Consider the following 12,179-nt stretch of genomic DNA (forward strand, 5'->3'; position numbering starts at 1 on the left):
TTGGGCAAGATGCACAACGCCAGCCAGTCTCTCTCCGAGCGGGTCGATCCGCCCGCTCCCGCGGCCGTTCTCCCGGCGGACCTAGCGCGCGTCACGCCGATGATGGCGCAATATGTCGAGATCAAAGCCGCCAATCCCGACTGCCTGCTGTTCTACAGGATGGGCGATTTCTACGAATTGTTCTTTGCAGATGCCGAGATCGCCTCGCGGACGCTGGGCATCGTGCTGACCAAGCGCGGCAAGCACCAGGGCGACGACATCCCGATGTGCGGCGTGCCGGTGGACCGCGCCGACGACTATCTGCAGAGACTGATCGCGGCCGGCCACCGTGTCGCGGTCTGCGAGCAGATCGAGGATCCCGCCGAGGCGAAAAAGCGCGGGCCGAAATCGGTGGTGCGGCGCGACGTGGTTCGCCTCGTCACGCCCGGTACGATTACCGAGGAGCGCCTGCTCGAACCCGGCCGCGCCAGCCTGCTGGTTGCCGTGGCGCGGCGAAAGCTCGGCGATGCGAGCGCGCTCTACGGCATCGCCGCGATCGACATCTCGACTGGGCGGTTCAGCGTGATGGAAGCGCCGCAGGAGCGGCTCGCCATCGAGTTTGCCCGGCTGGAACCGCGCGAGATCGTCTGCCCCGACGCAATCCATGACGATCCGGATCTGAAATCGTTCTGGCGCGAGATCGGCGTGCCGGTGACGCCGCTGGCGCGCGAGGGGCTGGATGCCGCATCCGCCGAGCGCCGGCTACAGGCCTTTTTCGGCGTCGCCACGCTCGACGCCTTCGGCCATTTCAGCCGGGCGGAGGTCGCGGCGGCAGGTGCCGCGCTCGCTTATGTCGAGCGCACGCAGTTCGGCGCGCGTCCGCCCCTCTCGCCGCCCGTGCGCGATGCCGGCTCCGACACGATGCTCATCGACGCGGCGACGCGGGCCAATCTCGAGCTGACGCGGACCTTGTCGGGCGAACGCGGCGGCAGCCTGCTGGCGACAATCGACCGGACCGTGACGCCCGGCGGAGCGCGGCTTCTGGCGGAGCGACTGGCGGGGCCGCTGACCGATCCGCAGGCGATCGCGCAGCGCCATGATGCCGTCGAGGCGCTGGTCGCAGACGGCGCGCTGCGCGAAGACCTGCAGGCCATGCTCGCGAAGGTGCCCGATATCGCGCGGGCGCTGGCGCGGCTCTCGCTCGACCGCGGCGGACCGCGTGACCTCGCCGCGCTGGGCGCGGGGCTCATCGCCGCACGCGCCATCGTCGGTATGCTGCTCGGCCGGGCTGCGTTACCGGCTGAACTCGTCAAAGCCTCGCGTGCCTTGTCCGAGGTCGACCCCGATCTGCCGGCCCGGCTTGCGACGACGCTCGCCGACGAACTGCCGCTCAACCGTCGCGACGGGCGCTTCGTGCGCGAAGGCCACGATCCCGCCCTCGACGAATTACGGCTGCTGCAGGTCGATTCCCGCAAGGTGATCGCGCAGCTGCAGGCGCGCTACGCCGCCGAGACCGCCTGCCGCACCCTGCGGATCAAGCACAATTCGATGCTGGGCTATTTCGTCGAGGTGCCGCAGGCCATTGGCGAGGATTTCCTGAAGGAGCCCTGGCGGGCGGTCTTCGTGCATCGCCAGACGATGTCGGATGCGATGCGCTTCTCCTCGGTCGAGCTCGGCGGCCTGGAGGCGAAGATCGCCTCGGCCGCCGACCGCGCTCTCAAACTTGAACTCGGCGTTTTCGCCAACCTGTGCGAGGCCGTGCTGGCCCATGGCGAACCGATCAAGCGCGCGGCCGCCGCGCTTGCCGAGATCGATGTCGCGGCGGGCCTGGCCGAACTCGCCGCGCGCGAGGGCTGGTGCCGCCCTTTGATCGACGCCAGCGAGGCCTTCACCATCCAGGCCGGCCGCCACCCCGTGGTCGAGGCTGCGCTGAAGCGCGACGGCAAGCCCTTCGTTGCCAACGAAACCGAATTGTCGCCGCCCGATCCCACTGCAAAGGGTGGCCGGATCTGCCTGATCACCGGCCCCAACATGGCCGGTAAATCGACCTTCCTGCGCCAGAATGCGCTGATCGCCGTGCTGGCGCAGATGGGCGCCTTCGTGCCTGCGGCGAGCGCCCATATCGGCATCGTCGACCGGCTGTTCTCGCGCGTGGGCGCGGCCGACGATCTGGCGCGCGGACGCTCGACCTTCATGGTCGAAATGGTCGAGACCGCCGCCATCCTGAACCAGGCCGGCCCGCGCGCGCTCGTCATCCTTGACGAGATCGGACGCGGCACCGCGACATTCGACGGGCTCTCGATCGCCTGGGCGGCGATCGAGCATCTGCATGAGGTCAATCGCTGCCGCGGGCTTTTCGCGACGCATTATCACGAATTGACCGCGCTTGGTGACCGACTCGAGCGCGTCAGCAACGCGACGGTGCGCGTCACCGAATGGAATGGCGAGGTCATCTTCCTGCACGAAGTCGTGCCGGGCGCGGCGGATCGCTCCTACGGCATCCAGGTCGCCAAGCTCGCCGGCCTGCCGCCGGCCGTGGTCGAACGCGCGAGAGCCATCCTGAGCGAGCTGGAGAAGAGCGAGCGCGAGAAGCCGGCCGCCTCGCTGGTCGACGATCTGCCGCTGTTTGCCGCCCCGCAAAGGCGAGCGGCGCCGGTGCCGTCACAGCCGGCCGAAGATCCGCTGCGGTTGGCCTTGGGGGGGCTGGACCTCGACGAGATGACGCCGCGCGAGGCGCTGGAGGCGTTGTATCGGCTGAAGGGGCTGGGCTAGCGAGGCCGCCGGATGCCCGTGATCGCGCCGAAGCTCCTGGCCTGGATGCGGTCGCGGGCGGTGCGCAGCGGCTCGCGCGTCACGGTCATCGAAGAGGCGGTGGCGTGGAGCAAGGTGTCGGGATCGGTCAGGATGCCGACATGGCCCTTCCAGAAGACGAGATCACCGCGCTGCAAGCCGCGCAGGGCGTCGTCGAAGGGGACGGGCTGGCCGATGTCGCGTTCCAGCATATCGGAATCGCGTGGGGAGACGATGCCTGCGGCCGCCAGCGCGAGCTGGGTCAGGCCAGAACAGTCGAGACCGAGGCTGGTCTTGCCGCCCCAGAGATAGGGCACATTCAGGAAGAGCTCGGCAACGGCGACGAAATCGGCCTCCGGCGTCGCCAGCGGCGCCACATGGCCGGCGAAGACAAAGCCGGTCGCGTAGCGACCGAATTCAGACAGGGTGGCAAACTCGCCGGTTTCGCCCGTGACCGTCACGCCCGCCCCCAGCGACAGTGCCGCCAGGGGCGGCAACTTCATCGAGGGGCCGGGATAGACGAAACTCCGCAAGGCGCTGACGCGGTGGGTCGGAACCAGCGCATCGGCGCGCAGGGCATCGTCGGGGACATAGCCGACATAGCCGTCCGAACGGAGCTGGACCCAGGCCCAGCCCTCGAACCGCTCATATACGTCGACCGCCTCGCCGCAGAGTGCCTCGGTGTCGAGCGGGGCATCGGGGCGTGGTTCGCGGCGCACGGGCGCGGAGGGGGCAGCAACGCGCATCGGCACGGGATCGACAAAGGCGCGCGCCTCAACGAGGCCCTCGAGATGGCGGGCGGCGAGATCGGCGCGGGCAGGCGTCAGGCGGCGGTCGAGAATCGCATTCATTGCGGTATTCTACCCGCCCCGCGCCGGAACGGGAACGTTCAGCCGCCGCCCATCTCGCGGGCGCGCTCGACCACAAGATCCGCCAGCCGCTCGACCGCGAGCGCGCCGGCCACCGTGCGCTGGATCACGACGTTGCGCCGGTCGAAATCGTCCCGCTTGCGGCTGACGAGGCCAAGCTTGCCCATGGTGTCGAGCGCGCGGGTGATCACCGGCTTGGTCACGCCGAGCTGGGCCGCCAGGCCCCGGACCGTATGGGGCGGCAGCTCCAGATAGATCGTCAGCAGGATCGCGGTCTGCCGTGCCGACAGATCAGCCTGCCCGTCCCGCACGAGATCGAGATGGACCTGCCGCCAGAGCCTGAGCGCCTGCGAGGGCTTGATCTCCAAGGGCATGAGTGGCGCGGTCCCGATCGTTACGGGTCCGTATCATTAGCCTGCGCGCGCAGGGACGCAATCGGGATGCGCCAACAGGATTAACCGGCCGGGTAGAATTGCCTCACCAGCGCATAGGTCAGCCGCGCCGCCTGGCATTCGCCGCCCTCTGGTCGTCCGGGCTTCGAGGAGGGATTCCAGGCATAGATGTCGAAATGGGCGTAGGAGGCGGTCTTGTCGACGAAGCGATTGAGGAAGAGCGCCGCCGTCACTGAGCCGGCGAAGCTGCCGCCTGAGACATGGTTGAGATCGGCAATGCGCGAATCGAGCATGCGCTCATAGGGCGGCCAGAGCGGCAGGCGCCAGACCGGATCGTTGACCACCTCGCCAAGCCGCGCGATCTCGGCCGCCAGCCCGTCGTCCTGGGTGTAGAAGGCCGGCAGGTCCGGGCCGAGCGCTGTGCGGGCGGCGCCGGTCAGAGTTGCGAAGTCGATCAGGAGTTCGGGGGCCTCTTCATCGGCCAGTGTCAGCGCGTCGGCGAGGATCAGCCGACCTTCCGCATCGGTGTTGCCGATCTCGACAGTGAGGCCCTTGCGGCTGGGCAGCACGTCGCCCGGTCGGAAGGACGCGCCCGACACGGCATTCTCGACTGCGGGCACGAGCAGGCGCAGCCGCACCGGGAGCTTGGCCAGCATGATCATGCGGGCGGCTGCGATCGCGGCCGCTGCCCCGCCCATGTCCTTCTTCATCAGCAACATGCCGGCAGAGGTTTTGAGATCGAGCCCGCCGGTATCGAAGGCGACGCCCTTTCCGACGAGCGTGACCTTGGGATGGGCCGGATCGCCCCAGACCAGATCGACAAGCCGCGGCGCGCGCGTCGAGGCGCGACCGACCGCATGGATCATCGGGAAATTGCGGGCAATGAGGTCGTCGCCGACGATCGCGGCGACGACCGCCCCCGTCTCGCCCGCCAAAGCGCGGATCGCCGCCTCGATCTCGGCCGGCCCCATGTCGTTGGCCGGGGTGTTGACGAGATCGCGGGCGAGCACGACGGAGCTTGCGATCCGCAGAAGCTCTTCGCCGTCCAAGCCCTCGGGCAACACGAGGCGCGCCTTTGCCGGGGCGGGCTTGCGATAGCGCTCGAAGCGATAACCCTGCAGCAGCCAGCCGAGCGCGGCGAGGGCGAGATCGCCCGTCTCGCCGGTCAGCGCGTAATCACCGTCAGGCAGGAGCGTCGCCAGCCGGCCGGGCGCGAAAGGGTCGCGGCGGCGCGCATCCGAGCCTTCGACGCCCAGAAGCACGGCGCCGACGGCGCCCGCCGCGTCCGGCAGCACGAGATGCTGGCCCGGTTGCGCGGCAAACTCCTGCGCTTCGGCAAAGCGCCGGCCCTCCGGCGCGAGCGCGCCCAATAGCGTCGCCAACCCCGCCCTCGTCACGCAATGAATGGGAATCGCAGTGGCCGAGGCGGCGACGAGGAGGCTGTTCACGAGGCTCGGATACCTGGTTGGGAGGACGCGGATCGTGCCGGTTAAGGATGCGTTAGGGTTAACACTTTATCACCGAAGCACCCCTTCCTGCCATCATGGCAAGGCGATGAGACCCATGTTTTTCAGTCATCTGTCTTCGCTTTCCCAGACACGCCGGCGCGGCGCGGCCAGCCTTCTCCGGTCGTACCGGCGTCGACTGGCGCTCGGCGTCTGCATCGCCGCTTTGGCGCTCGGAGGCTGCCAAAGCCGGGGCGGCGGATTGGGCGACATCACGGGCTCGATCGGCAAGACCGCGTCGCAACCGCGCAGCACCGCCGACTGGCATGCCGAAAGCGACCGCTGGGGCAAGCGTTACGAAGCCAATCCCAAGGACCGCGACGCCGCGTTCAACTATGCCCGTGCGCTGCGGGCGCTCGACCAGAACGCACAGACGCTCGCCGTGCTGCAGGGCGCGGTGCTGGCCCATTCCAGCGATCGCGAATTGCTCGGCGCCTATGGCCGCTCTCTGGCGGATAACGGCCGCCTGAAGGAAGCCGACGAGGTGCTTTCGCGGGCGCATTCGCCAGAGCGGCCCGACTGGCGGATCCTCTCGGCGCAAGGCACGGTGGCCGACCAGCTCGGCGAGCATGCCAGGGCGCAGCAGATCTATCAGGCGGCGCTCAAGATCGCGCCGGGCGAACCGACGATCCTGTCCAATCTTGGCCTTTCGCTGGCTCTGTCGAAGCAACTGCCGGAAGCCGAGCGCGTCCTGCGCGAAGCGGCCTCCACCGGCAGTGGCGATCCCCGCGTCCGGCAAAATCTCGTGCTGGTGCTTGGTCTGCAGGGCCGCTTCGCCGAGGCCGAGGCTCTCGCCCGGCAGGACCAGAACCCCGCCGAGGCCGCAGCCACGGTCGCCTATCTCAAGCGCAGCGTCAGCCAGCCCAACAGCTGGGACATGCTCAAGACGGGCGGCGCGAAGGGCAAATCGAGACCCACTGCCGCCGAGGCCGGTGCATCGGGGACGCCCTCCCCTCAGGGCTGAGCACATACCCCGGTCAATCTTGCCATCCTGAATTGACCGGGCGCCGCCCCATGGCGGATGCCCGGCCGCTGTCACGGGCATCGAGAGCCGCTCAGATCGTTGCTGTCACTGCAGCTTCATCACCTGAATGGCCGCCGGCATCATGATGACGACGAACAGCACCGGCAGGAAGAACAGGATCATCGGCACGGTCAGCTTCGGCGGCAGGGAAGCAGCCTTCTTTTCCGCTTCCATCATGCGCTGGTCGCGGCTTTCCTGCGACAGTGTGCGCAGCGCGGTCCCCAGGGGCGTGCCGTAGCGCTCCGCCTGGATCAGCGCGGTCGAGACCGATTTGACACCCTCCAGCCCGGTGCGGGCGCTGAGGTTCTCATAAGCCTGGCGGCGCTCGGAGAGGTATGACAGCTCCGCCGTGCACAACGCGAACTCTTCGGCCAGCGGCACCGACTGCCCGCCGATCTCGGTCGAGACCTTCCGGAAGGCATGCTCGATCGACATGCCCGATTCAACACAGATCAACAGCAGATCGAGCGCATCCGGAAAGGCCAGCTTCATCGAGGCCTGGCGCTTGCTGATCTGGTTCGACAGGAACAGTTCGGGCGCCTTGATGCCGAGATAGGCGCCGCCGACCGCCATCCCGATCCTGACGATCGTCGATTGACCGGTGTCCTTGAGGACGAAAACATAAAACAGCGTCAACAGAAACAGGCCGATCGGCATTACCAGTCGGAAGAAGAGGAATCCCACTTCAGCCTGCTGCCCACGATAGCCGGCCATTGCGAGCTGCTTCTTGGCGGTCTCGGTGCCGAGCCAGTCGCTGAGCTTGAACTGATGGACGATGCGCCGCATGAACTCCTTCGGCTCCTGGCGCAAAGAGACACGGTCGCTTTGCCGGTTGAGCCGTTCGCGCTCGCGGGCGCGAATCTTGTCGCGCTCGGTGGCAACGCTTTTCATGCGCTTTTGGAGGTTCGAGCCTTCCGTCAGCGGGATCGCGATGGTCAGCACCGTGGCGGCGGCGGCGATGGCGACGAACAGCGCCAGCAGGAACTGGCTGTCGACGGCCTTTTCCGCGATCAGGGAAATCATCGGCTCCGCCTCAAATGTTGAAGTTGATCATCTTGCGCATGATCAACACGCCGATGAGCATCCAGACCGCGCAACCCACCAGAGCGAACTTGCCTGACTGCGTAATCCAGAGCAGCTCGATGTAGCGAGGGCTCGTCAGATAGACCATGAGCGCCACCGTCGGCGGCAAGCAGGCGATGATGCCTGCGGAGGCCTTGGCTTCCATCGAAACGGCATTGATCTTGTCGCGCATCTTGCGGCGATCGCGAATGACGCGTGACAGATTGCCGAGGGTTTCCGAAAGATTGCCGCCAGTCTTCTGCTGGATGGCCAGAACGATGCCGAAGAAGTTCGACTCGGGGCAAGGCATGCGCTCGTAGAGCTTGGCGGCCGCGTCGGTGAGGGTCAGCCCAAGCGCCTGGCTTTCGATGATCAGACGAAACTCGGTCTTCACCGGCTCGACAGCCTCGGTCGCGACGATCCGCAGACAGTCGTTGAGAGGCAGGCCTGCCTTGATGCCACGGGTGATGACGTCGATCGCATTGGGAAATTCGTTGCCGAACTTCTTCAGCCTGGCAGTCCGACAGCGCTGCAGGTACCAATGCGGCATGCCGAAGGCCCCGATGAACAGCCCGACCAGCCCAATAATCGGGTTGGCGCTCAACAGGAACAGGAGCAGGCCGGTGACCGCCGCCATGATGGCGCTGACGATGTAGTATTTCTTGCGGTTCCAGCTCAGCCCCGCTTGCTGGATGCGCTGTTCGAGCGTCAGCTTGTTGCGGGCGTTCTCGCGATTTTCGATATCCTTGAGGCTCTGGGCAACCTGACCGCGCTTGGCACGAGCCTGCGCCTCACGGTCGAATGTCCGGGCCGCGGCGGGTGCGGCGAACTCCTTGCGGCGCTTTTCGGCGCGCGCCTCCCCGCTGAGCATCGGGTAGAACAACGCATAGATGACGCCGCCGACGGCCAGCGTCGCCAGAACGAACACGGCAATGAAGCTCAGATCCATGGCCGCTGCTCCGGCCCGCTGGCGTGGTCAGGCCGCATTGGGTTCGCCCTGCTCGAGTTCGTCGATCGCCGCGGCGAGCCTCTGCTCTTCGCCATAATAGCGTGCGCGCTCCCAGAAGCGTGGACGGCCGATACCGGTCGCACGGTGGCGGCCCAGGAGCTTGCCGTTGGCGTCCTCGCCCAGGATGTCGTAATTGACGATGTCCTGGGTGATGATGACGTCGCCTTCCATGCCCATCACCTCGGTGATGTGGGTGATGCGGCGCGAACCGTCGCGCAGGCGCTGCGCCTGGATGATCACGTCGATCGATGAGCAGATCATCTCGCGCAGGGTCTTCGAGGGCAGCGTGAAGCCGCCCATGGTGATCATCGATTCGATACGGCTGAGGCATTCGCGCGGCGTGTTGGCGTGGAGCGTGCCCATCGAGCCGTCATGGCCCGTGTTCATCGCCTGCAAAAGATCAAAGGCCTCGGGGCCGCGAACCTCGCCGACGATGATCCGCTCGGGGCGCATGCGAAGGCAGTTCTTGACGAGGTCGCGCATCGTCACCGCGCCGGTGCCCTCGAGATTGGGCGGGCGGGTTTCGAGGCGCACGACATGCGGCTGCTGGAGCTGGAGTTCGGCTGCGTCCTCGCAGGTGATGACGCGCTCGTCGAGGTCGATATAGTTCGTCAGGCAGTTGAGCAGCGTCGTCTTGCCCGAGCCCGTACCGCCGGAGATGACGATGTTGCAGCGGACCCGGCCGATGATCTTGAGGATCTCGGCGCCAGGCGGCGAGATCGCGCCGAATTTGACGAGCTGGTCGAGCGTCAGCTTGTCCTTCTTGAACTTACGAATGGTCAGCGCCGGGCCGTCGATCGCCAGAGGCGGGGCGATGACGTTGACGCGCGAGCCGTCGGCGAGGCGCGCGTCGCAGATCGGCGAGCTTTCGTCGACGCGGCGGCCGACCTGGCTGACGATGCGCTGGCAGATGTTCATCAGCTGCGCGTTGTCGCGGAAGCGGATATTGGTCAGCGTGATCTTGCCGCCGACTTCGATGAAGGTGCGCGAGGCGCCGTTGACCATGATGTCGGCGATGTCGTCGCGGGCGAGCAGCGGTTCGAGCGGACCGTAGCCGAGCACGTCGTTGCAGATGTCGTCGAGCAGTTCCTCCTGCTCGGCAATCGAGAGCACGACGTTCTTCAGCGAGATGATCTCGTTGATGATGTCGCGGATTTCCTCGCGCGCCGATTCACCATCGAGCTTGGCAAGCTGCGACAGGTCGATCGCCTCGATGAGAGCACCGAAGATCATGCTCTTCATCTGGTAGTATTCGTCCGAGCGCGGCTGCTCGGTCGGCGGTGCCGGGGGCGGGGCCCGGCGCGTTTCGGCGGCAACCGGCAGCGGCTCTGGCTTACGCGACGGAGCGGCGGCGGCCGGCGTCTTCAGGACCAGGGCCGGGGCGGCAGTTCCGCCGGGGGATCGCTTTCCAAACATCTCAATCCTCTTTCGCGGCCATCAGCCGCGTCGCCGGCCGGCGGGGGCTAGCGCAGCCCCAAACCCTGCCCCTGGTCCGGAGACCCCGCATCGCTCAGGCCTTGCGCCGCAGCTTGGCGACGAGCGGCTCGAACAGGCTGCGCTTGCCGCGCTTGGCCTCGCCGCGCCCGGTCAGGCTGCTGGCGATCTGGACGAAGGCCTCGGCGATCTTGCCGGTGGGCTGCACCTCCGCGATCATCTGGCCGTTATTGGCTGCGGTGCCGAAGAGCTGTGCATCGAACGGGATCGAGGTCAGGACATCGACGCCCAGCGCCTTGGCGAATTCGGCGGCATCGATTTCCGGACGCTTGGGCATGCCGACCTGGTTGAGCACCAGCTTCGCACCCGAATCGTTGGGACGGTTGGCACGCGCCAGATCCATCAAATTCTTGGCGTTCCTGAGCGAGGCGAGTTCGGGGCCCGCGACGACGACGATCTCGTCGGAGCTGATCAGGGCGCGCCGGACCCAGCCGCTCCAGACATGGGGCACATCGAGGACCACGCAGGGCACGGTGGCGCGAAGCAGGTCGAAGAGCTGCTCGAAGGCGTCATCCGGCAGATCCAGCGTGCGGTCGAGCATCGCGGGCGCCGCCAGCAGGGTCAGATTGTCGCTGCAGCGGGAGAGCAACCGGTCGAGCATGTTGGCGTCGAGACGCTCCGGGGCAAACACCGCCTCGGCGATGCCCTGCGGCGGGTCCTGGTTGAAGTCGAGGCCGGCCGTGCCATAGGCGATGTCGAGATCGACGATGACGGTGGAGGCGTCGAGATTGCGGGCGATCGCCCAGGCGACGTTATGGGCGACGGTCGAGGCACCCACACCGCCCTTGGCGCCCATCACGGCGATGATGCGGCCGAGATTGCGGGCGCCGGGCGAAACATAGAGTTCCGACAGCGTCTTCAGCACATCGATCGTCTCGAGCGGCGCGATCAGATATTCGCTGACGCCACGGCGGATCAGATCGCGGTAAAGCTGGACATCGTTGACATGACCGATGACGACGACCTTGGTGCCGGCGTCGCAGCTCTCGGACAGCGTGTCGAGATGCCCGACCAGGCTCGCGGGATCGGACACGGTTTCCAGCACGATGATGTTGGGTGTCGGGGCCGCGCGGAAGGCCTCGACCGCAGCGGCGGGGCCGCCCATCTGGACGCGTGCATGGGCCTTGTCCATGCGCCTGTCGGCGATGGCCGCCTGCATCGTGGCCGCGACCGCGGGTGTCTCGCAGAAGGCCTGCAAGGTGATGCGCGGCAGCGGCGCGATGACCTCGTCGGCCGCCGCGCGTCCGGATCCGCCGTCGAAATCCTGCCCGGCGCTCATCAGCGACCCCCAACGGTCGAGTTGATCTGCGGCGTTTCCTGCCGGTACTGGGTCGATGGGTCCTTGCCGTCGCGGATCTTGGCGATGGCGCCCATCCGCTTGGCGATGTCGGGGCGACCCTCGCTGCGCGAACGGACCAGATCGATCGGATCGGCCACCTGCGCGGCCAGCGTGGCCTGGCTGGAACAGCCGAAGTTCCAGTAGGGCTCGTTGGACATGTCTTCCTTGAAGCTGGAGACGCCGGTGTCCGAGGGCCACTGGCCGCAATCATGCGGCAGTCTGGCCTGGAGCGAGGCGAAGGTCAGCCGGATGGGGGAAGCAAGGTTGGGATCGGCCACCGGATAGGTTCGCACCGACAGCGCCTGCCCGGAGACGCCGCCCCGGGCCAGCGCCGAGCGGATGCCGTTGAGCGTGTCGTGAGCCGCCATCTCGCGCCGGCTTCCGGTGGGGACCTGGGCGACGAGCCCGCCCCTGCCCGAGCGGCGATATTCCTGGGCGAACTCCGCGACATCCTCGGCCTGGCGGGAGTCGAGCCCGCCGCCCGAGCGGCCGACGAAGACATCGAGCGAGCGCGGCGCATCGCGCAGCACGATCGGGTGACGCTCGCGGACATCGACGGGTATCCCCGAATTCGCCAGGTCGCCCTTGCCCGCGCAGGCGCCGAGCAGCGTCGTGGCGAGGAGGACGGTGACGAGCCCTGCAGGCCGGAGCCGGGTCTTTTTCAGTGATCGAGCCATCATGGTCTCGCCATCCCTTGCGCGTTGCGCCTTGAAACC

At 67.1% G+C, this 12,179-nt stretch carries 10 protein-coding genes; 2 read left to right on the top strand and 8 right to left on the bottom strand.

What is annotated here, in order from left to right:
* The first annotated feature begins 9 nt into the window (after window positions 1–9).
* Window positions 10–2,751 (top strand): DNA mismatch repair protein MutS, encoded by a 2,742-nt coding sequence (mutS, locus tag IP69_RS09170; protein WP_054142605.1) that lies wholly within the window; start codon window positions 10–12, stop codon window positions 2,749–2,751.
* On the opposite strand, the gene IP69_RS09175 is transcribed toward mutS, so the two are convergent.
* The 3 genes from IP69_RS09175 to IP69_RS09185 form a co-directional block, all read right to left on the bottom strand.
* Window positions 2,748–3,620: an NlpC/P60 family protein gene (locus IP69_RS09175; RefSeq protein ID WP_054142519.1), complete on the bottom strand. Its 873-nt coding sequence runs from the start codon at window positions 3,618–3,620 to the stop codon at window positions 2,748–2,750. The two genes, mutS and IP69_RS09175, sit on opposite strands and share 4 nt — an antisense overlap.
* 38 nt (window positions 3,621–3,658) lie before the next feature.
* Window positions 3,659–4,012, bottom strand: a complete 354-nt coding sequence (locus IP69_RS09180; protein WP_054142520.1) for a MarR family transcriptional regulator — start codon at window positions 4,010–4,012, stop codon at window positions 3,659–3,661.
* 80 nt (window positions 4,013–4,092) lie between these two features.
* Window positions 4,093–5,478, bottom strand: a complete 1,386-nt coding sequence (locus IP69_RS09185) for a leucyl aminopeptidase family protein (protein WP_054142521.1) — start codon at window positions 5,476–5,478, stop codon at window positions 4,093–4,095.
* A 115-nt stretch (window positions 5,479–5,593) separates the two neighbouring features.
* Here IP69_RS09185 and IP69_RS09190 point away from each other — a divergent pair, with 115 nt between their 5' ends.
* Complete coding sequence (locus tag IP69_RS09190; protein WP_248306775.1) at window positions 5,594–6,499, top strand: tetratricopeptide repeat protein; 906 nt, start codon at window positions 5,594–5,596, stop codon at window positions 6,497–6,499.
* Between the two features lie 105 nt (window positions 6,500–6,604).
* On the opposite strand, the gene IP69_RS09195 is transcribed toward IP69_RS09190, so the two are convergent.
* The 5 genes from IP69_RS09195 to IP69_RS09215 all read right to left on the bottom strand — a co-directional run bounded on the left by IP69_RS09195 (window position 6,605) and on the right by IP69_RS09215 (window position 12,143).
* Window positions 6,605–7,582, bottom strand: coding sequence for a type II secretion system F family protein (locus IP69_RS09195; protein WP_054142522.1), 978 nt, complete (start codon window positions 7,580–7,582; stop codon window positions 6,605–6,607).
* A 10-nt stretch (window positions 7,583–7,592) separates the two neighbouring features.
* On the bottom strand, window positions 7,593–8,570 hold the full coding sequence (locus IP69_RS09200) for a type II secretion system F family protein (RefSeq protein WP_054142523.1): 978 nt from the start codon (window positions 8,568–8,570) through the stop codon (window positions 7,593–7,595).
* A 27-nt stretch (window positions 8,571–8,597) separates the two neighbouring features.
* Window positions 8,598–10,046: a CpaF family protein gene (locus IP69_RS09205; RefSeq protein WP_054142524.1), complete on the bottom strand. Its 1,449-nt coding sequence runs from the start codon at window positions 10,044–10,046 to the stop codon at window positions 8,598–8,600.
* Window positions 10,047–10,140: 94 nt separating this feature from the next.
* A complete protein-coding gene (locus tag IP69_RS09210) occupies window positions 10,141–11,403 on the bottom strand; it encodes a P-loop NTPase (protein ID WP_054142525.1) in 1,263 nt (420 codons plus the stop codon).
* Entirely contained in the window at window positions 11,403–12,143 is a 741-nt protein-coding gene (locus tag IP69_RS09215) for a CpaD family pilus assembly protein (protein WP_156323364.1), read from the bottom strand. The genes IP69_RS09210 and IP69_RS09215 overlap by 1 nt, the downstream gene beginning before the upstream one ends.
* Window positions 12,144–12,179 lie beyond the last annotated feature (36 nt).

This window comes from Allobosea sp. AAP35 (genome assembly GCF_001295925.1).
Lineage (GTDB): Bacteria > Pseudomonadota > Alphaproteobacteria > Rhizobiales > Beijerinckiaceae > Allobosea.

Bases quoted from the DNA above. Each gene is read 5' to 3' on its own strand.
- mutS (WP_054142605.1), top strand. From the start codon at position 10: ATGCACAACGCCAGCCAGTCTCTCTCCGAGCGGGTCGATCCGCCCGCT.
- IP69_RS09175 (WP_054142519.1), bottom strand. From the start codon at position 3,620: ATGAATGCGATTCTCGACCGCCGCCTGACGCCTGCCCGCGCCGATCTC.
- IP69_RS09180 (WP_054142520.1), bottom strand. From the start codon at position 4,012: ATGCCCTTGGAGATCAAGCCCTCGCAGGCGCTCAGGCTCTGGCGGCAG.
- IP69_RS09190 (WP_248306775.1), top strand. From the start codon at position 5,594: ATGTTTTTCAGTCATCTGTCTTCGCTTTCCCAGACACGCCGGCGCGGC.
- IP69_RS09195 (WP_054142522.1), bottom strand. From the start codon at position 7,582: ATGATTTCCCTGATCGCGGAAAAGGCCGTCGACAGCCAGTTCCTGCTG.
- IP69_RS09200 (WP_054142523.1), bottom strand. From the start codon at position 8,570: ATGGATCTGAGCTTCATTGCCGTGTTCGTTCTGGCGACGCTGGCCGTC.
- IP69_RS09205 (WP_054142524.1), bottom strand. From the start codon at position 10,046: ATGTTTGGAAAGCGATCCCCCGGCGGAACTGCCGCCCCGGCCCTGGTC.
- IP69_RS09210 (WP_054142525.1), bottom strand. From the start codon at position 11,403: ATGAGCGCCGGGCAGGATTTCGACGGCGGATCCGGACGCGCGGCGGCC.
- IP69_RS09215 (WP_156323364.1), bottom strand. From the start codon at position 12,143: ATGATGGCTCGATCACTGAAAAAGACCCGGCTCCGGCCTGCAGGGCTC.